Annotated in this window: 20 protein-coding genes; 7 read left to right on the top strand and 13 right to left on the bottom strand. The window is 68.8% G+C overall.

The window, feature by feature from the left end:
- The first annotated feature begins 73 nt into the window (after positions 1-73).
- Positions 74-1,213 carry a citrate/2-methylcitrate synthase gene (locus AC0662_RS34475; RefSeq protein ID WP_478305902.1) on the top strand — a complete coding sequence of 380 codons (1,140 nt, stop codon included), beginning with the start codon at positions 74-76 and terminating at the stop codon, positions 1,211-1,213.
- A 32-nt stretch (positions 1,214-1,245) separates the two neighbouring features.
- Here AC0662_RS34475 and AC0662_RS34470 read toward each other — a convergent pair whose 3' ends face one another.
- Positions 1,246-2,679 (bottom strand): flavin-containing monooxygenase, encoded by a 1,434-nt coding sequence (locus tag AC0662_RS34470; protein ID WP_478305900.1) that lies wholly within the window; start codon positions 2,677-2,679, stop codon positions 1,246-1,248.
- Positions 2,680-2,804: 125 nt separating this feature from the next.
- Between AC0662_RS34470 and AC0662_RS34465 the strand changes: the two genes are divergently transcribed.
- A complete protein-coding gene (locus tag AC0662_RS34465; protein WP_478305898.1) occupies positions 2,805-3,173 on the top strand; it encodes a YciI family protein in 369 nt (122 codons plus the stop codon).
- Positions 3,174-3,270: 97 nt separating this feature from the next.
- Positions 3,271-4,473, top strand: a complete 1,203-nt coding sequence (locus AC0662_RS34460; RefSeq protein WP_478305896.1) for an RNA polymerase sigma factor — start codon at positions 3,271-3,273, stop codon at positions 4,471-4,473.
- Here AC0662_RS34460 and AC0662_RS34455 read toward each other — a convergent pair.
- On the bottom strand, positions 4,470-4,886 hold the full coding sequence (locus AC0662_RS34455; protein ID WP_452203840.1) for a MerR family transcriptional regulator: 417 nt from the start codon (positions 4,884-4,886) through the stop codon (positions 4,470-4,472). The genes AC0662_RS34460 and AC0662_RS34455 overlap by 4 nt on opposite strands.
- Positions 4,887-4,910: 24 nt before the next feature.
- Here AC0662_RS34455 and AC0662_RS34450 point away from each other — a divergent pair, with 24 nt between their 5' ends.
- On the top strand, positions 4,911-6,305 hold the full coding sequence (locus AC0662_RS34450; RefSeq protein WP_452203838.1) for an MFS transporter: 1,395 nt from the start codon (positions 4,911-4,913) through the stop codon (positions 6,303-6,305).
- On the opposite strand, the gene AC0662_RS34445 is transcribed toward AC0662_RS34450, so the two are convergent.
- Both AC0662_RS34445 and AC0662_RS34440 read right to left on the bottom strand, forming a co-directional pair.
- Positions 6,286-7,248 carry an RNA polymerase subunit sigma-70 gene (locus AC0662_RS34445; RefSeq protein WP_452203837.1) on the bottom strand — a complete coding sequence of 321 codons (963 nt, stop codon included), beginning with the start codon at positions 7,246-7,248 and terminating at the stop codon, positions 6,286-6,288. The two genes, AC0662_RS34450 and AC0662_RS34445, sit on opposite strands and share 20 nt — an antisense overlap.
- Positions 7,245-8,129 (bottom strand): alpha/beta hydrolase, encoded by an 885-nt coding sequence (locus AC0662_RS34440; protein WP_478305893.1) that lies wholly within the window; start codon positions 8,127-8,129, stop codon positions 7,245-7,247. The genes AC0662_RS34445 and AC0662_RS34440 overlap by 4 nt, the downstream gene beginning before the upstream one ends.
- 64 nt (positions 8,130-8,193) lie before the next feature.
- Here AC0662_RS34440 and AC0662_RS34435 point away from each other — a divergent pair, with 64 nt between their 5' ends.
- Together AC0662_RS34435 and AC0662_RS34430 are read left to right on the top strand one after the other, a co-directional pair.
- Positions 8,194-8,592: a DUF4870 domain-containing protein gene (locus AC0662_RS34435; RefSeq protein WP_452203834.1), complete on the top strand. Its 399-nt coding sequence runs from the start codon at positions 8,194-8,196 to the stop codon at positions 8,590-8,592.
- 9 nt (positions 8,593-8,601) lie between these two features.
- Positions 8,602-9,417: a phosphotransferase gene (locus AC0662_RS34430; RefSeq protein ID WP_452203833.1), complete on the top strand. Its 816-nt coding sequence runs from the start codon at positions 8,602-8,604 to the stop codon at positions 9,415-9,417.
- Here the strand turns inward: AC0662_RS34430 and AC0662_RS34425 are convergent.
- The 8 genes from AC0662_RS34425 to arfA form a co-directional block, all read right to left on the bottom strand.
- On the bottom strand, positions 9,407-10,285 hold the full coding sequence (locus AC0662_RS34425; RefSeq protein ID WP_478305891.1) for an NUDIX hydrolase: 879 nt from the start codon (positions 10,283-10,285) through the stop codon (positions 9,407-9,409). The two genes, AC0662_RS34430 and AC0662_RS34425, sit on opposite strands and share 11 nt — an antisense overlap.
- A 10-nt stretch (positions 10,286-10,295) precedes the next feature.
- Positions 10,296-12,524, bottom strand: coding sequence for a 1,4-alpha-glucan branching protein GlgB (gene glgB, locus AC0662_RS34420; RefSeq protein WP_478305889.1), 2,229 nt, complete (start codon positions 12,522-12,524; stop codon positions 10,296-10,298).
- 30 nt (positions 12,525-12,554) lie between these two features.
- Positions 12,555-13,967, bottom strand: coding sequence for a maltokinase N-terminal cap-like domain-containing protein (locus AC0662_RS34415; RefSeq protein WP_478305887.1), 1,413 nt, complete (start codon positions 13,965-13,967; stop codon positions 12,555-12,557).
- Entirely contained in the window at positions 13,967-15,682 is a 1,716-nt protein-coding gene (gene treS / locus AC0662_RS34410) for a maltose alpha-D-glucosyltransferase (RefSeq protein WP_452203828.1), read from the bottom strand. Before treS ends, AC0662_RS34415 begins: the two co-directional genes overlap by 1 nt.
- Positions 15,683-15,968: 286 nt before the next feature.
- Positions 15,969-16,190: a hypothetical protein gene (locus AC0662_RS34405; RefSeq protein ID WP_452203827.1), complete on the bottom strand. Its 222-nt coding sequence runs from the start codon at positions 16,188-16,190 to the stop codon at positions 15,969-15,971.
- Positions 16,191-16,311: 121 nt separating this feature from the next.
- The gene (locus tag AC0662_RS34400) at positions 16,312-16,521 is read right to left on the bottom strand and encodes a hypothetical protein (RefSeq protein ID WP_452203826.1); all 210 of its coding nucleotides are present in this window, start codon (positions 16,519-16,521) and stop codon (positions 16,312-16,314) included.
- 15 nt (positions 16,522-16,536) lie between these two features.
- Entirely contained in the window at positions 16,537-17,133 is a 597-nt protein-coding gene (locus tag AC0662_RS34395; protein WP_478305884.1) for a sunset domain-containing protein, read from the bottom strand.
- Between the two features lie 320 nt (positions 17,134-17,453).
- On the bottom strand, positions 17,454-18,584 hold the full coding sequence (gene arfA, locus AC0662_RS34390) for a channel-forming protein ArfA/OmpATb (RefSeq protein WP_452203824.1): 1,131 nt from the start codon (positions 18,582-18,584) through the stop codon (positions 17,454-17,456).
- Positions 18,585-18,815: 231 nt separating this feature from the next.
- Here arfA and AC0662_RS34385 point away from each other — a divergent pair, with 231 nt between their 5' ends.
- Positions 18,816-19,433 carry a helix-turn-helix domain-containing protein gene (locus AC0662_RS34385; RefSeq protein WP_452203823.1) on the top strand — a complete coding sequence of 206 codons (618 nt, stop codon included), beginning with the start codon at positions 18,816-18,818 and terminating at the stop codon, positions 19,431-19,433.
- A 43-nt stretch (positions 19,434-19,476) separates the two neighbouring features.
- On the opposite strand, the gene AC0662_RS34380 is transcribed toward AC0662_RS34385, so the two are convergent.
- Complete coding sequence (locus tag AC0662_RS34380) at positions 19,477-20,328, bottom strand: type IV toxin-antitoxin system AbiEi family antitoxin domain-containing protein (RefSeq protein WP_452203822.1); 852 nt, start codon at positions 20,326-20,328, stop codon at positions 19,477-19,479.
- Positions 20,329-20,397 lie beyond the last annotated feature (69 nt).

Raw genomic sequence — 20,397 nt, 5'->3', positions numbered from 1 at the left:
CCCCGCTCCTCGGACGATTCATGTTGACTGGATCAATATTGACAATAGTTGATTGCCTGTCAACTCTGAAGATATGTCAACAACAATCAATGTTCCGCCGGGCCTGCGCAACGTCGTCGTCACCGAGACGACCCTCGGCGACGTCCGGGGTGACGAGGGGTTCTACCACTACCGGCAGTACTCGGCGATCGATCTCGCCAAGTCCAAGACGCTCGAAGACGTCTGGTACCTGATGTTCGAGGGTCACCTCCCGAGCGCCGCCGAGCGCGACCGGTTCGTCGCCGAGTTGGCGCCGCTGCGGGTGCTGCCCGACGAGGTTCGCGCCGTACTGCCCGCGATCGCGACCGCCGGCGCGGCGTTCAACCCGCTCGCCAGTCTGCGAACGGCGCTGTCGCTGCTTGCTGCGGTTCGTGGTCTCCCGCCGCTCTGGGACGCCGACCCGGCCCGCCGCAAGGCCGACGCCATGCTGGTCTGCGCGGTCACCCCGACGATCCTCGCCGCGCTCTACCGGCTGCGCGAAGGCCAAGAACCGCTGCAGCCGCGCGCAGACCTCACGGCGGCGCAGAACTGGCTGTACCTGGTCACCGGCGCCGAGCCGTCCGCCGTCCACTCGGCCGCGATCGAGCACTACCTGGTATCGACCGTGGACCACGGATTCAATGCGTCGACGTTCACCGCGCGCGTCATCGCCTCCACCGGGGCCGACGTGGTCGCGGCCGTGGCGGGTGCGATCGGTGCGTTCTCCGGCCCGCTGCACGGCGGCGCCCCGGACCGCGCGCTCGCCAGCCTCGACGAGATCGGTACGCCGGACCGCATCGACGACTGGGTCCGCGCGAAGGTCTTGGTCGGCGACCGGATCATGGGGTTCGGGCACGCGGTGTACCGCACCGAGGACCCGCGCTCGCTGATGCTGCGCGACATCGCCCGCGGGATCGGCGGCGATCTGGTCGACTTCGCCACCACGGTCGAGCAACGCATCGTCGACGTACTCGCCGAGCTGAAGCCGGGCCGCAACCTGTACGCGAACGTCGAGTTCTACGCCGGTGTGGTGATGGAGCTGTGCGGCATCCCGCGCCCGATGTTCACCCCGACCTTCGCCGTCAGTCGCATCATCGGCTGGTCCGCCAACATCCTCGAACAGTCCACCGACCCGAAGATCATCCGCCCGATCGCGACGTACGTCGGCCCACAGCCCCCGGCGCCCATCCCCTAACCCCCGAGGCGGCGGGTTGTCGACCGACGGCGTCAGGTGAAGTGCATGACGCCGTCGGTTACTGGGGTGAGGCGGAGGCGTAGGAGGTCTCGGGGGTAGTTCTGGCGGAGGCGCCAGGGGCCTTGGGTGCCTTGGCGGGGGAGGATGGCGGCGGCTCGGCGGATGTAGCCCGAGGAGAGGTCCACGACCGGGCGGGGTGGGGCGTCGTACTCGGCGGGGTCGACCTGGGGAGTGCAGATCCGGGTGCCGGTGGCGGTCAGGTGGTTCAGCAGGCGGCAGACGTACTGCGAGGTGAGGTCGGAGCGCAGCGTCCAGGAGTTGTTGGTGTAGCCGATGCACCAGGCCAGGTTGGGGACACCGCTGAGCATCATGCCCTGGTAGACGAACGTGTCGTGCGGCGCGACCGGCCGGCCGTCGACGGTCAGCTGGATGTTGCCGAGCGCAACCATGCGGAGGCCGGTCGCGGTCACCACCAGGTCGGCCTCCAGTTCCCGGCCGGATCGCAGCCGCAGACCGGTGGGTGTGAACCGCTCGATCTCGTCGGTGACCACCGATGCCGACCCGTTCCGGAGCGCCTTGAACAGGTCGGCGTCCGGCACCAGGCAGAGCCGCTGGTCCCACGGCTTGTACTTCGGCGTGAAATGCGGATCGACCGGGATCGACGACGGCAGCTGCTTCGCCACCCCGGTGTTCAGCAGCCACGCCGCGTGCGCCGGCCACCGCCGGAACGCACTGTAGATCGCCGAGCTCAGCACCACGTTCTTGCCGCGGATCACCCGGTGCGCGAGCTTCTCCGGCAGTACGGCGCGGAGGCGGTCGGACAGCGCGTCACGGGCCGGGCGGGAGGCGACGTAGCTCGGGGACCGCTGCAGCATCGTCACGTGGTCCGCCGTACCGGCCATGGCGGGTACTAGTGTCACGGCGGTCGCACCGCTGCCGATCACGACGACTCGCTGACCCGTGTAGTCCAGATCGGCCGGCCAGTGCTGCGGATGCACGATCCGCCCCTCGAACGAGCTCTGCCCGTCGAAGTCGACCACATAGCCCGAGTCGTAGTCGTAGTACCCGCTGCACACGTAGAAGAACGAGCAGGTGTACGTCGCCTCCGCCGTCTCCACCGTCCATAGCGCGTCGGCCGACGACCACGAGGCGCGGACGACGCGCTGCCCGTAGCGGATGTGCTTGTCGATCCCGTACGTCGACGCCGTCTCGTGCAGGTACTCGAGGATCGACGGACCGTCCGCGATCGCCTTCGCCGCCCGCCACGGGTGGAACGGGAAGCCGAGCGTGAACATGTCCGAGTCCGAGCGGACGCCCGGGTACCGGAACAGGTCCCACGTGCCGCCGAGCGTGTCGCGCGCCTCGAGCACGGCGTACGTACGCTCGGGGCAACGGGTCTGCAGGCGGTACGCCGCACCGATCCCGGACAGTCCCGCGCCGACGATCAGGACGTCGAGGTGCTCCATAGCCGCCACGGTACTCAACAGTAATGAAGATTCTCACCCGGCGTTGTCGATTCCGTGTCGCGGCATTCGTCAGCAAGATGTCCAGGAAGAACCAGGAAGAACGCAGTACACGAGGGGAGCCTGAAATGGCGCAGTACATGTTCCTGCTGTTCGACAGCGAGGAGTGGTACGACAAACTGACGCGGGACGAGTGGCAGCAGGCGATGAAGCTGCACGGTGAGTTCGCGGCAGCGGTGGAGAAGGCCGGGGCGCGGATCCTCGGCGGCGAGGCGCTCGAGCGGTCCACCACGGCGAGCACGGTCCGGCAGCGTGAGGGCGCGGAGCCGATGGTCACCGACGGGCCGTTCATCGAGACCCGGGAGGCGCTCGGTGGCTTCTACGTCATCGAGGCCCGTGACCTCGACCAGGCGCTGGAGCTGGCGAAGATCTGCCCGTCGGGCAACGTCGAGGTACGCCCGGTGATGGACACGTCGCCCGAAGCGGCGCCGGCCTGATCATGGCGTGCGACCCGGGTACGCCGGTGTTCTGTCCACCGGCGTACCCACGGGTGCGCGGTCAGAAGGTCTGGGGGGAGAGGTGAGGGTGGAAGCGGTGGAGGTGACCCGGGTGCTGGCCCGGGTGCACCGGGAGAGCTGGTCGACGGTGCTGGCGTCGGTGGTTCGGCTGACGCGCGACCTGGACCTCGCGGAGGACTGCACGCAGGACGCGTTCGTGCAGGCGTTGCGCACCTGGCCGGAGGGCATCCCGGACAACCCCGGGGGCTGGCTGACGACCGTCGCGCGGCGACTGGCGCTGGACCGGCTGCGGCGGGAGACGAACCTGCGGCGGAAGCTGCCGCTGCTGGTGGAGGAGCCCGGCGAGGACGAGCCGCCGACGGATCCGTTGCGGCTGGTCTTCACCTGCTGCCACCCCGCGCTGGCGCGGGAGTCGCAGGTGGCGCTGACGCTGCGGCTGATCTGCGGACTGACCACGCGCGAGGTCGCGGCGGTGCTGCTGATCCCCGAGGCGACGGCGGCGGCGCGGATCACCCGTGCGAAGAAGAAGATCGCCGCGGCGGGCATCCCGTACCGGATCCCGGCGGATCACGAACTGCCGGCCCGGATGGACGTGGTGCTGACCGTCGTCCACCTGGTCTACACGGCCGGGTACGTCGCGGCGGGGGCGGAACTGACCCGGTCCGATCTGACCGGGCGGGCGCTCGAGCTGGCCCGGATGCTGGTGCGGTTGATGCCGGACGAGCCGGAACCGCAGGCGCTGCTCGGCTTGCTGCTCATGACCGAAGCGCGCGGTGATGCGCGGGTCAGCGCGGACGGCGAGCTGGTGTTGCTGGCAGATCAGGACCGGTCGCGGTGGGATCCGCAGCTACTGGCGGAGGGCGTGTCGCGGGCGACGGCGGCCTTGCAGAGGGGTCACGGCCGCTTCGCCCTGCAGGCAGCGGTCGCGGGTCTGCACGTGACCGCGCCGTCGTGGGAGCAGACGGACTGGCGCCAGGTAGTCCGGATGTACGACGCGATGATGGTGAGCTGGCCGACGCCGATCGTCGCGCTCAACCGGGTGGCGGCGCACAGTCTGGTGCCGGGGGCCGATCTGGAGGCGGTGCTGGTCGAGCTGGATGCCCTGGGCAAGGAATCTGCGCTGGCCGGGTACGCGTATCTGCCGGCGACTCGTGCCGACGTCCTGGCAAGACTCGAGCGGACCGAGGAGGCCGCCGCGGCGTACGCGCAGGCGATCGAGCTGACCGCCAACGAGACAGAGCGCCGCTTCCTGGCGAGCCGTCGGCAGGCCCTGATCTAGGCTCGCGGCGCCCACAGTTGGTCGGCGTCGCCGGCTTCCAGGCGGCCGCGGTAGACGTCGATCTTGTGGTCGATGAGGCCGAGGCTCTCCTCGAGGTCGGCGAGTTTGGTGAGGATCTCGGCGCGGTGCGTCTCGAGGAGTTCCAGCCGGTCCTTCTCGTTGCCACGGCCGGCGATCACGAGTTCGGCGTACCGGCGGATGGTGCGGATCGGCATGCCGGTGGCGCGGAACTTGGTGCAGATCTTGATCCAGTCCAGGTCGAGCTGCCGGTAGCGGCGGCGGCCGCCGGCGGTCCGGTCGACGGTGGTGACGACCAGGCCGGCGCGCTCGTAGTACCGCAAGGTGTGGACACTGACGCCGGTGCGTTCGGCGGCTTCGGCGATGCTGATCCCGCGTTCATTGACTTCGAGCACGCTCTAAATCCTAGCGTCGTACCCATGACCCTTCCAGCGCTCGAGGCCCCCGCCCGGACCCGCCGGTACGTCGTGCTCGCGATCTGCTGCGCCAGCATCCTCGTCTCGGTGATGGACATCTCGATCGTCAACATGGCACTGCCCGCGATCCGGGACGGTCTCGGCGCCTCGACGGCCGGCCTGCAGTGGACGGTCGACGCCTACACGCTGGTGCTGGCGAGCTTCCTGCTGCTGGCCGGCTCCACCGCGGATAGGTTCGGCCGGAAGAAGATGTTCCGGCTCGGCCTGATCCTCTTCGGGCTCGGCTCGCTGCTGTGCAGCCTGGCGCCCGGTATCGGCTGGCTGATCGCCGCCCGCGCCGTGCAGGCGGTCGGTGGCACGATGCTCAACCCGGTCGCGATGGCGATCGTGGTGACGGTGTTCCCGGACCGCGCCGAACGAGCCCGGGCGATCGGCATCTTCGGTGCCACCGCCGGCCTGTCGCTCGTGCTCGGCCCGATCGTCGGCGGCGCCCTGGTCGACGGCCTCGGCTGGCGCTCGATCTTCTGGGTGAACCTGCCGATCGTCGCGCTCGCGGTGCTGCTCACCAGCCGGTACGTCCCCGAGTCCCGCGCCGCGCACGGCCGCCGGTTCGACCCGGTCGGCCAACTCCTGGTCATCCTGGTTCTGGGCGGTGTCGTCTCGGCGATCATCGAGTCCGAGAAACACACGCCGTACCTGCTCGTCGCGATCGCCGCCGTCTCAGCGGCCGCACTGATCGCCTACGAACGCCGCCGTTCCGAACCGTTGCTCGAGCTCCGGCTGTTCCGCAGTATCCCGTTCAGTTCGGCGGTCGTGATCGCGATGTTCGCGTACAGCGGGTTCGGAGCGTTCCTCTTCGTCACCACGCTCTACCTACAGAGCGTCCGCCACCTGTCAGCTCTGCACGCCGGCCTATGCCTATTGCCCGTCGGCCTGCTGATCTGCGTCCTCTCACCGCTGACCGGCCGCATCGTCGGCTCGCGCGGCCCGCGTACACCGCTCGTGATCGCGGGTACGGCGCTCACACTCGGAGCAATCGCCTCGCTCACCATCGGTGCAGCCACGCCACTCGCCGTCGTACTCGCGATCTTCCTGTTGTTCGGCGTCTTCCTCGGCACGATCAACCCGCCAATCGCGAACTCGGCGGTCTCGGGCATGCCCGGTTCGATGGCCGGTCTGGCCGCCTCCCTCGCCTCGGTCGGCCGCCAGACCGGTACGTCGCTCGGTGTCGCGGTCGCCGGTTCGATCGTCGGCGCCACCGCGACGACCGATCCACAGCGGTTCGTCCGCGCCGAGCATGCGGTGTGGTGGCCGACCGTCGCGATGGGGCTCGTCGTCGTGGCGCTGGCCCTGGTGAGCACGAGTCACCGGGCCCGACTCACCGTCCGGGAGCTGTGACCGGCAAGCCGAAATCGGTGACGAGGCTCGGTGTGCTGAACACGTGGATGTGCGTGATCCCCGTCGGCGTCGGCGTCAGTACCGCGACGCCGTACGGATCGCCCTTCAGGTAGGCGCCGACTGCCGGCTGGCCGTTGGCGACGATCGGGATCATCGTCCAATCGCCCGGGTCGCCGACCGCGGAGGCCAGCAACTGCAGGCACATCACGCGACCGTTGAACCAGGTCGTGGTCCCGACCATCTCGATCGCGGCGTCAGCACGCAAGGCGCGTTCGAGAGCAGCGGTATCGGCGTTCTCGAAGCCGGTGATGTACTCGGCCAGCAGAGCCCGCGCCTGGGGATCGTCCGGTTCGACGAGCTCGTCCTGCGCGGGCGCAGTCTCGTCGAGCCGAGCGCGGGCCCGCTGCAGCGTGCTCTTCACCGCCGCGACCGAGGTGTCGAGCATCGTCGCGACCTCGGCCGCCGGGAAGGCGAGCACCTCCCGCAGGATCAGTACGGCGCGCTGCTTCGCGGGCAGGTACTGCAATGCCGCGATCAGCGCCAGCCGCAGACTCTCGCGCCCCGCCACGATCGACGCGGGATCGGACGCGACCAGTGACTCCGCCATGGGTTCGATCCAGCCGATGTCCTCAGGCGCAGGCGGGGGAGCAGTGGTCAGGTCCGGGCTCGGAGCGGCGATCCCGGACGGCAGCGCGCGCCGGCCGCGTTGCTCGAGCGCGGTCAGGCAGACGTTGGTCGCGATCCGGTACAGCCAGACCCGCACCGACGAGCGACCCTCGAAACCCGGCCAAGCCCGCCACCCCCGCAGGTACGTCTCCTGTACGGCGTCCTCCGCCTCGTGCACCGACGCGAGCATCCGGTAGCAGTGCGCGAGCAACTCCTTGCGGAACGGTTCACTCGACGTCGCGAAGTCGCTGCCCACCACTACTCCCTCAACAGTCACAGCCCCAGAACCTTCCGCGCCCAGACTGCCATCCGCTGGATCGCATCGTCCGCCTCCGGCGCGCGACCCGCCGCCATCTGGAAGGTGTGCTGCATCTCCGGGAACACGTCCAGCCGCACCTCCACACCGGCCTTCTCCGCGGCGGCCGCGAGATCCTTCGCATCGTCCACCAGTACTTCGTCCCCGCCCGCCTGGATGTACAGCGGTCCGAGCCCGGTCAGGTCGCCGTACAGCGGGTTCACGAACGGGTCCCGCGGCGAGCCGTCCGGCCCGAGGAAGATCCACGTGAGTCCACGCACCACGTCGCGGTCGAAGAAAAGGTCACTCTCCCGATTGACGTCGTACGACGCTCCGCTCGCCTCGAAGTCCACCCACGGCGAGAACGGCATGGCGCCGGCCGGCAGCGGCAGTCCGACCGAGGCGGCGCGGAGCTGGGTGGTGATCGCCATACCGCCGCCCGCGGAGTCGCCCGTGAACACAATGTGCTCCGGCGCGATGCCTTGGTCGAGCAGCCAGCGATACGTGTCGACCGCGTCGTCGAGCTGAACCGGGTGGATCTGCTCGGGCGCCAGCGGGTAGTCGAAGAGCAGTGCCCGGACGCCGGCCGCGCGGGCCAGATGAGCGAACATCTTGCGGTGCGAGTACCGCGATCCGCTGACGTACCCGCCGCCGTGCAGGCAGAGCAGCACCCGGTCCGTGGCGGCCTCGTGCGGCACGATCCAGAGCGCGGGACGTCCGGGTACCGCTAAGTAGTCCACATCTGAGGGCTCGGCCGTCAGCTCGGCCCAGCGATGATCGGCCTGTTCCCGATCGACCTGCCCGTACGACGCCTTCGCCGCTGCCCAGTGCCGTCGTACCGCTTCCGACTCCGTGCTTGCCATGAGATTCCTTCCGTGGCTGTTCTGTCACCGGTATTGACCGGCGAACCCCCGAAAAGGAATCGGCGTGCTTGACTGGAGTATGAGTACGCCGAACTCCGGGCCACCGTTGTCGGCCTCGGAAGAACGCACGTGGGCGATGGTCGCGCACGTCGGGGTGTTCGTCGCGGCGTGGATCGCGATGGGGTTTCTCTGCCCGCTGATCATCTGGCTGGTGCTCCGCGGGCGCTCGGAGTTCGTCCGCCGGCACGCGGTGGAGTCGCTGAACTTCCAGATCTCGCTGCTGATCTACACCGCGATCGCGGTGGTGCTGATCGTGATCACGCTCGGTCTCGGGGTGCTGATCGTCGTACCGCTGATCGTGATCGGTGCGGTCGCGGCGGTGGTGTTCATCATCCTGGCGACGGTCGCCGCCTCACACGGCAGCGAGTACCGGTACCCCCTGACGCTCCGGCTGGTCCGCTAACCTCGCCCGGTGGAGCTCATCGGGCAGGGGATGGAAGGCGCGGTCTACGACCTCGGCGACGGGACGGTCCGCAAGGTCTGGTTCGACCGCCGCCCGGAGGACGTGCGGCCGTTGCAGGCGTTCCTCGACGAGCTGCCGCCGCTGCCGTTCCGGACGCCGCGGATCCGCGAGATCAGCACGGGCGAGAACGGCCTGGCGATCAGCGTCGAGGACAAACTGACCGGCGTACCTCTGCACGAGGCCGGACTGCCCGAGGAGCACGCACTGGACGCGTTCGTCGCAGTCGCCGAAGCGCTCCGAGCGGTTGGCCCCGGTCCGGCGAGCAAAGCGCTCCCCGTGATCAGCCAGCCGTTCTGGCAGGACACCTGGGGCCAGAGCCTTGCCGCACTGGTACGCCGTCGCGCAGCGGCCTCACGCCCGCACTTCGAGCGTGACGTGCCCGCTTTCGACGACAGGCTCGACCACATCACCACACAGCTCGAGAAACTGCAGGTCGACGAGCTGAGCGTCGTACACGGGGACATCTGTCGGCCCAACGTGCTGATGGACGGTTCCCGGGTCGCAGCGGTGCTGGACTGGGGTTTCCTCTCCACGGCAGGCGACAGCACGTTCGAGGCCTCGCTGGCGGCCGGATTCTTCGACATGTACGGCCCGGATGCCCGGCGCCTCGACGACCTGCTCGTCGACCGGTTCGAGAAGCTCGGGCACGACCGCGACCGGATGCGGCTCTACCGGCAGGCGTACGCGATCGTCACCGCGACGATCTACGACGAGAACGCGGGCGACGGGCACTACGCGTGGTGCGTCAGCCAGCTCACGAGGTGATCGGCGCGCCGTTGCTCAAGTTGTAGAGCTGGTCCGGCGCGGCCAGGATCATCGGCAGTCGCCGGGCGTTCAGCGGCGACACCAGGCCGGCCAGCTCTTCCGGGGCGTGCCACTGGACGTCGCGGATCTCGAACCCGTCCGGGTGCAGGCTGTCGATCAGCGACGGGTCGTGCACGCCGCCGTCGTACAGGATCTCGACGGCGTCGCCCCAGCCCTCCCAGCGCGGCAGCCAGTCGATGGCGAGGATGCCGAGCAGGGGCAGCGCCGTACCGAGTTCTTCCTGCATCTCGCGGGACGCACCGGTCGCCGGGTCCTCGTCCGGCTCGACCACGCCGCCCGGGAGCTCCAGATCCTTCTTGTAGCTGACCTGGCACAGCAGCACCCGCCCGCCGGTGTCGCGGACGACGACATGCGCGATCACCCGCTTCTTCGGCAGCGCCGAGTCCATCAACGCCGTCCAGCCGGTCACCGTGTCCGGACGCGGGTCGTCGACACGGCGCCCGTAGATCGCGACGTCCCGCCGCTCGCCCTCGACCAGCGCGGCGCCCCGCAGGATGCCCTCGCGGCGGAAACCGGACCGGATCGCGACCCGGGCCGACGAGTGCAGCTCCGCGTCCACCTCGACCTGCAGCCGCTCCAGACCGAGCTGCGCGAACGCGTACTCGGACAGCAACCGGACAGCACGCTGCGCGAGGTCCGAGCCGCCGTCGAGTGCCCACACCACCAGGCCGACGCCCGGCGTGGTCCGCCGTACCTCGATCGTGCCGATCGGTTCGCCGTTCTCGACGTCGAACGCGACCAGCTGTGGATCCTCGCGGAGCAGTCGCAGGGTCAGGTCACCATCAGTCAACGGCGGTACGGCGGTCACGCCGTGAACGCTACCCGGTGAAGCGCAGGTACACGGTTGCCAGGGGTGGTACGGACAGCTCCGCGCTGGTGGACATGCCGTGCCACTCCGGGCCGTTCGCCTCCACGGCGCCGTAGTTGCCCACACCGGAGCCGCCGTAGGAGTTGGCGTCGGTGTTGACGGCCTCCTCCCAGCGCCCGGCGTACGGGAGGCCGAGGCGGTAGCCGTGGTGCGGCACCGCGGAGAAGTTCGCGATACACGCCACGGCCGGTTCGCCGTCGTCGCCGTACCGGACGAAGGAGAAGACGTTGTTGCCGGCGTCGTTGGCGTCGATCCAGCTGAACTTCTCGGCGTCGTGATCGGTCCGCCAGAACGCCGGGTTGTCCTTGTAGACCCGGTTCAGGTCGCGGATCAGGTCCTGCAGGCCCTTGTGGTCACTGTGGTCCAGCAGCCACCAGTCCAGCTCGCCCTTCTCCGACCACTCCGACTCCTGGCCGAACTCACAGCCCATGAACAACAGCTGCTTGCCCGGGTGCGCCCACATCATCGCCAGGTACGCGCGCAGGTTCGCCAGCTGCTGCCAGCGGTCACCGGGCATCTTGCGCAGCAGCGAGCCCTTGCCGTGCACGACCTCGTCGTGCGACAGCGGGAGGACGAAGTTCTCGGAGTACGCGTACATCATCGAGAACGTCAGGTCGCTGTGGTGGTACTGCCGGTGCACCGGCTCGTGCTCCAGGTAGTGGAGCGAGTCGTTCATCCAGCCCATGTTCCACTTGAAGCCGAACCCGAGCCCGCCGAGGTGCGTCGCGCGGGTGACCCCCGGCCAGGACGTCGACTCCTCCGCGACCGTGATGACGCCCGGGACCCGCTTGTAGAGCGTCGCGTTCATCTCCTGGAGGAACGACACCGCCTCCAGGTTCTCGCGGCCGCCGTACTGGTTCGGGACCCACTGGCCCTCGCCGCGCGAGTAGTCGAGGTACAGCATCGAGGCGACCGCGTCGACCCGCAGGCCGTCGATGTGGAACTCCTCGGCCCAGTAGATCGCGTTCGCCACCAGGAAGTTCCGCACCTGGGGACGGCCGAAGTCGAAGACCAGCGTGCCCCAGTCGGGCTGCTCGCCGCGCCGCGGGTCCGGGTGCTCGTAGAGCGGCGTACCGTCGAAGCGGGCCAGCGCCCAGGCGTCCTTCGGGAAGTGCGCCGGGACCCAGTCCACGATCACGCCGATGCCGGACTGGTGCAGCTTGTCGACCAGGAACCGGAAGTCGTCCGGGTCACCGAAACGCGACGTCGGAGCGAAGTACGACGTCACCTGGTAGCCCCAGGAACCGCCGAACGGGTGCTCCATCACCGGCATGAACTCGACATGGGTGAAACCCATCTCGTTGACATAGGCAACGAGCTCGTCGGCCAGCTCGCGGTACGACTTGCCCTTGCGCCAGGAGCCGAGATGCACCTCGTAGACGCTCATCGGCTCGGCGTACGCCGCGGTCGCGGCCCGCCGCTCCAGCCAGGCGGCGTCCTCCCACTCGTACGCCGACTCGTGGACGACCGACGCGTTCGCCGGGGGAGTCTCGGCCAGGTTGGCCATCGGGTCGGCCTTCTGCCGCCAGACGCCGTCGCGGCCACAGATGTCGAACTTGTACCGCGTACCTGGGCCGACACCCGGGACGAACAGTTCCCAGACGCCGGAGCCGCCGAGCGAACGCAGCGGATGCGCGCGGCCGTCCCAGAAGTTGAAGTCGGCGGTCAGCCGGATGCCCTGCGCGTTCGGGGCCCAGACCGCGAACGACGTACCGGTGATGGCACCCGACGGGCCGTCGTAGCGGCGGACGTGCGCGCCGAGGACGGTCCACAGTTCCTCGTGCCGGCCCTCGCCGATCAGGTGCAGGTCGACCTCGCCGAGCGACGGGAGATAGCGATACGGGTCGTCGATCTCGGTGGCCGGCCCGTCGGTGTAAGTCACCTCGAGGCGGTAGTCCGGGACCTTGTCGATGTCCAGGACGCCGACCCAGACCCCCTCGTACTCGTGCCGGAGCTCGAGACGCTGGTCGTCGTACAGCACGGTGACGCTGTTCGCGTACGGGCGCAGCGCGCGCACCGTGACGCCGTGGTCGCCGAGGTGTGGGCCGAGCACCTGATGCGGATCGTGGTACGTCCCGGCGACGAGCTGCTCCAGCACGGTCCGATCGATCGGAACCGCCGTCACCACAGGCCGGTCGGCCGACGCCGGCGGTTCCTCGAAAGCTTCACGCTCTCCCATCAGGAAAACCTCCTACTACTGCTCGGCCTACTACTGCTCGGCGAGGTGGGCTGCGGCGGAGAGGGGGATCTGGAGCCAGGTGGGGCGATTGCGGGCCTCGTAGAGGACCTCGTAGATCACCTTGTCGGCCAGGAAAGCGTTCAGCAGAACCTGCTGCTGACGCGGGTCGGTGCCCGCGACCTCGGCGTACCCGTCGCAGAAGGCCTGCTGGTTGCGGGTCGCCCACTCGGCCGCGCGGTACGCGATCTGCTGGTCGCCGCGGTGATCCTCGAGCAGCGACCGGGCCGCGTAGTCGAACGAGCGCAGCATCCCGGCGATGTCCTTCACCGGGGTGTCCAGCGCGCGCCGCTCGATCAGCGACTTGGCCGGCTCGCCCTCGAAGTCGATCAGCTTCCAGCCGTCGATCGTGCGCAGCACCTGGCCGAGGTGGAAGTCACCGTGGATCCGTTGCACCGTCACCGGCTGCCCGTACGCCGCCAGCGCGTCGAACGCTCGTGCCAGACCACCGGCGTACGGCGCGAGCTCGGGGATCGCAGCGGCCGCAGTGTCGAGCCGGCGGCGCATCGCGTTCGCGTGCTCGACCAGCTTGGCCGGCTCCCAGAGGTCGGTGCCGAGCGCCTTGGCCAGCTCCGAGTGCACCTGCGCGGTGCTCGCACCGAGACGGTGCGACTCGGGCGCGAAATCGCCGCCGACCTCTTCGGCGTGCAGATCGGCCTCGGCGTACAGGTCCCGCACCGACGACGTCGCGAACGACCAGCCGTCGGTGGCGTTGCTCTGGAAGGCCGTCATCATCGCCAGCTCACCGGAGTCGGTGCCGCCGCCCGCCCGCGGCCACCGACCGCGTGCGGACCCCAGCACCTCCGGGACCAGCTCGGACCCGGCCTCGGTGAGCGCCGACTCGATCTCGACCCCGGGGTTGCTCCCGGGCTCGAGCCGGCGGAACACCTTCAGCAGCGCGACGTCGCCGAACACCAGCGACGTGTTGCTCTGCTCGACGGTCAGGACGAGCGACTGCGCGTTCTCCGGTACGACGATGTTGTGATCCGGAGCCTGGACGGGATGGAACTCCAGCCCGTCCAGCTGCCGTCCGTGCGTGAGCCCGTCCAGCCAGTACGGCGTCGCCTCCTTGTCGTGGAGGGCGTCGTACACCCAGACCTCGGTGTCGCCGAGATCCGGCTCCACCCACTCACCGACCAGCGCGTGGCCGAGGTTCTCGACCGGTGCACGGTGGTAGCTGAGCGGTAGCTGGTACACCCGGATCGGGTTCTCCGCCCCGGGTGGACCCGCACAGTAGACGAACCCGATCCGGACCGCGGGCCAGGCGCCCTCGTCCGACAGCCAGACAGATCCGGCCATCGCTTCGACGTGGACGTCGTGTCCCTTCTCGCCGAACCACCTCTGGCCCGCGCAGAAGGACTGGACCTGGTCCAGATGCGAACTCACTACATGCTCTCCTCGTGGTCAGCCGGCTTCGCCAGCCGGAACCAGTAGAAACCGTGGGCGCCGAGGGTCAGAAGGTAGGGCAACTCCCCGATGGTCGGGAAGTGCACACCGCCGAGCAACTCGATCGGCTCCACTCCTTGCCACTGCCGAAGATCCAGCTCGATCGGCTGCGGGAACCTCGACAAATTGTTCACGCACAGCACCACGTCGTCGCCGAACTCGCGCACGTAGGACAGCACGCTCGGGTTGGAACCCCCCAGATCCGTAAAAGTACCCATGCCGAAACACGGGTGCTGCTTGCGGGTCTGGATCATCCGGCGGGTCCAGTGCAGCAGCGAGGAGGCGTTCTCCATCTCGGCCTCGACGTTCACCGCCTGGTAGCCGTAGACCGGGTCCATGATCACCGGCAGGCTGAGCTTGCCCGGCGTCGCGGTGGAGAACGAGGCGTTCCGGTCCGGCGACCACTGCATCGGCGTCCGGACGCCGTCGCGATCACCCAGCCAGATGTTGTCGCCCATGCCGATCTCGTCGCCGTAGTACAGGATCGGGGAACCCGGCAGGCTGAGCAGCATCGCCGTGAACAACTCCATCTTGTTGACGTCGTTGTCCAGCAGCGGTGCGAGCCGGCGGCGGATGCCGATGTTCGCCTTCATCCGCGGGTCCTGCGCGTACTCGCCCCACATGTAGTCGCGGTCCTCGTCGCTGACCATCTCGAGCGTGAGCTCGTCGTGGTTGCGCAGGAAGATGCCCCACTGGCAGGTGTCCGGGATCTCCGGCGTCTGCGCGAGGATCTCCGAGATCGGGAAGCGCGACTCGCGGCGTACCCCCATGAAGATGCGCGGCATCACCGGGAAGTGGAACGCCATCTGGCACTCGTCACCGCCCGAGTCGCGGTCACCGAAGTACTCGACCACGTCGGCCGGCCACTGGTTCGCCTCGCAGAGCAGGACGCGGTCCTCGTAGTTCGCGTCCACCTCCTTGCGGACCCGCTTCAGGAACTCGTGGGTCCGGGGGAGGTTCTCGCAGTTCGTGCCGTCGGTCTCGAACAGGTACGGCACCGCGTCCAGGCGGAAACCGTCGACGCCGAGGTCGAGCCAGAACTTCAGCGCCTCGATCATCGCGTCCCCGACGGCCGGGTTCTCGAAGTTCAGGTCCGGCTGGTTCGCGTAGAACCGGTGCCAGAAGTACTGTCCGCGCACTGGATCCCAGGTCCAGTTCGAGGACTCGGTGTCGACGAAGATGATCCGCGCGTCGGCGTACATGTCGTCGGTGTCGGACCACACGTAGAAGTCGCCGTACGGACCCTCGGGGTCCTCCCGCGACGCCTGGAACCAGGGGTGCTGGTCCGAGGTGTGGTTCATCACGAAGTCGACGATCACCCGGATGCCCCTGGCGTGCGACTGCTCCAGGAACTGGGCGAAGTCCGCGACCGTGCCGATCTCCGGCATCACCTCGGTGTAGTGCGAGATGTCGTAGCCGCCGTCGCGCAGCGGCGACGGATAGAACGGCGGTAACCAGAGACAGTCGACCCCGAGCCACTCGAGATAGTCGAGTTTCTCGGTCAGGCCCTGCAGGTCGCCGATGCCGTCGGCGTTCGAGTCCTTGAAGGACCGCACGAGGACCTCGTAGAAGACGGCCCGCTTGAACCACAGCGGGTCACTCTTCGTCAGTCCGTGGTGCTGCTCCGGCAGCATGTCGGTCACGCTCACCTCCATCGGGTGTCTCCAAACCTAGCGGTACTACGGCTTGCCGCCACGACGTGACGACGCTGTGTGTGGAGCCGCCCAGGCGTGCAGTGTTTCCCGTACCCCGTTACGGCGTACCTAAAAGGGGACATAGTGCACGAATCCGGACGATTCCGGTGCTGTGGTGACGCCGTCGGTGGACGGTTCCGCAAGGCGTTCCGCACAGTCTGACGGCCCTTTGCCAGTACAAGCAAATGGGGCTCGCGGATGGATCAGCACCCGCGTTCTCGAGCAGCTTCGGACCGGGTCAGGTCGCTCAGCCGCGAGGTCCGCGACCGTCGTTGTGACGCTCGGCCGACGGTGGTTTGCGCGCCTTGCCCCGGCCACGCCAGGAGTTCGGACGCTTCCGTACGGCGCCGCGCGCGTCCGCGACGCCGACCCGCGGATCGACGCCGGTGCGTCGCTCGCCGGGCAGGATGATCGCATCCGGTTCCAGCGGCTCCGACGGACCGGCGGGTTCGGAATCCTCGCCCGCCATCACGGCACCTCGACGGTCACGACGACCGGTTCGGGAACGCCCACCTGTTCGGCCCTCCTTGCGGACTGCACGCCTACCACGCTGTTGTCGTGATCGTAGGTCCGCGGCGGGGTCAGAACGGCTACGGAATCTCCACGTCGACGACCAGTTGATCGGGCAGGCCCGAGTCGGCGACGGCTTCGACGACCGCGTCCCGGAGATCCTCGAGCGCCGCTTCGCGGGTCGGGCCGTCGGTGTGCAGGAACGCGTCCGGCGTCAGGGCCGCCTCGGCGATCCAGATGCCGTTCTCGTCTTCCTCGACGACGTACGGGATGTGAAGCTGATGGCGCACAGCGGCTCCTGGAGATCAGTCGCGGGGGTCGGCGGCCTTGCGCGGCCGGCGGACGTATTTCGTGAAGCCGGCGCGTTCGGCGTCGGCCTCGCTACGGAACCAGACCTCGGGTTTGGTCCGGCCGTAGTACGGCGAGTCGGGAGTGTGGAACAACATCGACTGGGCGTTGCCCTTGATGGTGAACCCGTCCGGCGGACCCTGGTGCGGTACCGCGTCGGCCGACCCCTCACCGTAGCGTCCGGGGGGCGCGGCGGCGGGGATCTCGGGCTGGATCCGCGGCGGTGTCGCAGCAGGCTCTACGTCGAACAGCGTCGGCTCCGTCGACTGCGGCTGTTCCTGCTGCTGTTCCGTCGGCTGCATCGAGTGCATCGACTCTGGTGGGTGGGTCGGCTCCATCGGCTGGGAGAAGACCGGTTCGGGTGGCGCCGCGCGCCGTTCCTCGACGGTCGCCGCGCCGACGAGGACGGGCTCCTTCTTCTCTTCCTCCACCACAGCGGCGGGGACGAGAGACGTGGCGGGCCGACGTCGGTCCAGCAGGACCCAGGTGATCGCCGCGCCGAGGAGGAACGCGAGCAGCGCGCCCAGCCAGTTGTCCCGCAGCAGCCAGCCCATCAGCGGACGCCGCCCGACGGCCGGAGCCGGTGCACCAGCCACGCGACCGCGCTGCCGAGGACGAACGCGACCAGCAACACGATCCAGACCTGTGCGATCAGCCAACTCATGCAATCCCCTACGAAAGCTGTGGACCACCGATCTCGACAGTCCGTGACCCTACTCCGTCTTGCACCGTCCCCGCACTCCAACCCGACGGAATGCGAGTCGCGTTCGTCGTCGGCGTGCTGGTCGCCGGACCGCGCGATGCCTTACGCAGCAGGCGGTTCGTCGTCTACGCACTGGCCGCGGTTGGTTCACCGGGTTGGGCCGGTGGGTTGTCAGCGGGGGCGGATCTCGACGCGGCGGTTGGCGATTCGGCCGGTGCCGGTGGTGTTGGAGGCGATCGGGAAGGACTCGCCGTACCCGTTCGCCAGGATCCGGTTCGGGTTGACGCCGAGCTTGACCAGTTGGGTCTTCACCGCGGCCGCGCGGCGCTCGGACAGCGGCAGGCTGGTGGCCGGCGAACCGAGGTCGTCGGTGTGACCGGCGAGCTCGACGCGCGCCGTCGTACAGGACTTCAGCAGGGCGGCGGCGCGGATCACCGACGGCTTCGAGGCGTCGTTGACGATCGCCGTACCGGACAGGAAGTTGATCTTGTACTGCCGGCTGAACTCGGCCAGACGCGTCGGGAACGTGCGGCACGGCTCGCTCACCGCAGGCTTCGCCGGCGCCGGCAGCTTGAGCTGGTCCGCCACCACCGCGCCCGGTACGGCCTTCGCCGCGGCCCGTCCGACCGTCGCCTTCGTCGCCTGGTCGGGCACCTGGCCGGACAGCGTGATCGTGTCGCCGTCGTACCGCACCGAGGCGTCACCGGTGCCGATCGCGAGCGCCCGGAGCAGCGCGGACACCGCCGACGCGTCGGCGATGCCGTTGGCCGGATCGATCGTCGTGCGGTCGTCGTACTCACGGTCCTCGCCGCGCACCTGGTCGACCTCGGCGGCGATGGCTTCCTTGACCGCCTGGCTCCGCACCGGCGCCTGCACCCGGATCGCCTGGTTCGTCCGCCCGACCTCGAACGGCGGTACGTCGGACTCCTCGACCGGCACCGTCGACGGCGCGATCGGCGGTGACGTCGGAGTGGTGGCCGGTGTTGTAGGCGTGCCGCCGGTCGCCGCGCTGGACGCGCCGTTCATGATCTCGACCGATCGGACGCCGTCGACACCCGCGACAATCTCCCGGACCTTGCCGGGATCGACGTCCGGCGGCAGCGCGACCTTGGCGTCGCGGCCGTCGAAATCGACCGAGCGGGTCTCGATGCCGCGGGCCTGCAGGGCGGCGAGCGTGCGGTCGCGCAGATCGTCCTCGGTGGTGCCGGCGCGGGCCGGAACCAGCACAGCGGTCAGCAGCACAGGGACTGCGAGAGCAGCGAGCAACCAGATGACGAGCGGCCGCCGAACCAGACCGGGCACTGTTCCTCCGTGAATGCGGTCAGAGTGGCCGTGCGCGAGGAGACTACTCCGCTGCGCAGGTTCGGCGCACACCCGGCGCGGGAGCGTCGCGATCTTCGTCGGGGATTTCCTGTCGTGTCTCGGACAGGACGCATATGTGCCAGCCGGGTGCGCGTGGAATCCCTTGACTTAGTTCGTGCCGTGAACCGTACTTGTGGCGGGGCGGGTTTCGACTGGGAGGGGCTTGCTGTGATGTCGCTGGAGAGGTCGTCCGACTCGTCATTGATCATCGGCGTGGCTGCGTCCACGGCCGAACGGGTACACCTGGCTCGCCTGCTCGGCGAAGCCGACGCCCTGTTGCTGGTGTCGAGCGCCGACCAGGCACGCGCGTTCCTGGAACTGACCGGTGTAAGCGTGGCGCCGAGTCCATCCGTCACCATGCCGCAAACCATCGACCGCCACACCAAGATCAAGGCGGTCGCAGCAGCTTCGCCGACCACCGTCTCGACAGCCGCGCTGTCAGCAGCTGCTGCACCGGCAGACTCGGCAGCCGTGGTCGCGGCAGCTGCGCCGGCGCCGGTGGGGGAGTTGCAGTTGGACGTGGATCGCAGGGTTGTCCGCTGGAGGGACCGCGAGATGCCACTGACTCCGCTGGAACACGACTTCCTGCACTGCTTGGTCGCGGAACCCGGCCGCGTCTGGACCTACCAACGCCTCCACCACGCCGTCTGGGGCAACGAGCACCTCGGCCGCGGCTCGCACATCCACTCGGTCGTCAAACGCCTCCGCCAAAAACTCACCCACCTCGGCGCCACCGTCACCATCCACGCCGTCCGAGGCGTAGGTTTCCACCTCCTCCCGGCTGCCTAACTCTCCCTCCGCCCGATCGGACTGGGGAGTCCTGCTGATCGATTCAGGTGCACAGCACTCCCCAAACCAACCGGGCACGTGCGGGAGCACGGGGTAGGGGAGGCGGGCCAGCGTCCTCGTGTCCGGCCCGCCCGTCCAGTTCGACGATCAGGTCGTAGTTGTACTCGGCATCGCGATACACAACACCACGTACGCCGTTCACGCGAACCTGACGCCGCGCGGTCGGAAGCCCGTGCGCCCGCTCGACCCTCCGCAAGTACACGAGCTCCAGGAACGACTCGACTCCCTCAGCAGCATCACGCAGTACCTGCACCAAAAGCCCACGCCGCGGAAGGCGACACATCCGATCCAGTTCACTCAGCAGCCGCGCCGGAGTCGTACGCCGCTGCCGGCACACGTCAAGCACCAGCGCAGCGGCACCATCCGCAGTCGCCCGCCGACCCGCAACCGTCAACACCGCCACCTCGAGCCGCACGATCGGCGGCTCCCGCGACTCGACCACCCGCTGCGCGAAACCACGCGCCCGGCTGATCACAACACCATCCTCACCACGCACCCTCCGCCCATGCGGCACCTCCAGCCGAACCACCTCATCCCGAACCCCAACACCCCGAACCCCAACAGCCCGAACCCCGTCGTCTCGGTCCGAAGAGATCCCGTAGCGCCGGAGCGCGGTCTCGCCGGCCAGCGCGGCCTCCGGCCCGTACGCGAGCCACGCGGCCCACACCCGCGTCTCCCACGGCACCGGCCCCGAGAAGTCGACGTACGCACCCCGATACACCCGCTGGATCCGCCCAGCCCGGCATCGCACGGCAAGCGACCGATCCGAGATCCCCCAGGCCCGCGCCTGCCCCCGACTGAACGCTCCTTCCTGTCCCTCAAGCACTTCACGCATGCTCCCTTCCACACCCCAGAACACGCACCCCTCGCCACCCTTCCCTCGCGCCAACTTCGCGCCTGTGGA

This window comes from Kribbella sp. NPDC043289, from assembly GCF_056436705.1.
The sequence above is the reverse complement of the archived record's forward strand: the minus strand, read 5'-3'. Positions and strand labels throughout refer to the sequence as shown.

Bases quoted from the DNA above. Each gene is read 5' to 3' on its own strand.
- AC0662_RS34475 (WP_478305902.1), top strand. From the start codon at position 74: ATGTCAACAACAATCAATGTTCCGCCGGGCCTGCGCAACGTCGTCGTC.
- AC0662_RS34470 (WP_478305900.1), bottom strand. From the start codon at position 2,679: ATGGAGCACCTCGACGTCCTGATCGTCGGCGCGGGACTGTCCGGGATC.
- AC0662_RS34465 (WP_478305898.1), top strand. From the start codon at position 2,805: ATGGCGCAGTACATGTTCCTGCTGTTCGACAGCGAGGAGTGGTACGAC.
- AC0662_RS34450 (WP_452203838.1), top strand. From the start codon at position 4,911: ATGACCCTTCCAGCGCTCGAGGCCCCCGCCCGGACCCGCCGGTACGTC.
- AC0662_RS34440 (WP_478305893.1), bottom strand. From the start codon at position 8,129: ATGGCAAGCACGGAGTCGGAAGCGGTACGACGGCACTGGGCAGCGGCG.
- glgB (WP_478305889.1), bottom strand. From the start codon at position 12,524: ATGGGAGAGCGTGAAGCTTTCGAGGAACCGCCGGCGTCGGCCGACCGG.
- treS (WP_452203828.1), bottom strand. From the start codon at position 15,682: ATGGAGGTGAGCGTGACCGACATGCTGCCGGAGCAGCACCACGGACTG.
- AC0662_RS34405 (WP_452203827.1), bottom strand. From the start codon at position 16,190: ATGGCGGGCGAGGATTCCGAACCCGCCGGTCCGTCGGAGCCGCTGGAA.
- AC0662_RS34395 (WP_478305884.1), bottom strand. From the start codon at position 17,133: ATGGGCTGGCTGCTGCGGGACAACTGGCTGGGCGCGCTGCTCGCGTTC.
- AC0662_RS34385 (WP_452203823.1), top strand. From the start codon at position 18,816: ATGTCGCTGGAGAGGTCGTCCGACTCGTCATTGATCATCGGCGTGGCT.
- AC0662_RS34380 (WP_452203822.1), bottom strand. From the start codon at position 20,328: ATGCGTGAAGTGCTTGAGGGACAGGAAGGAGCGTTCAGTCGGGGGCAG.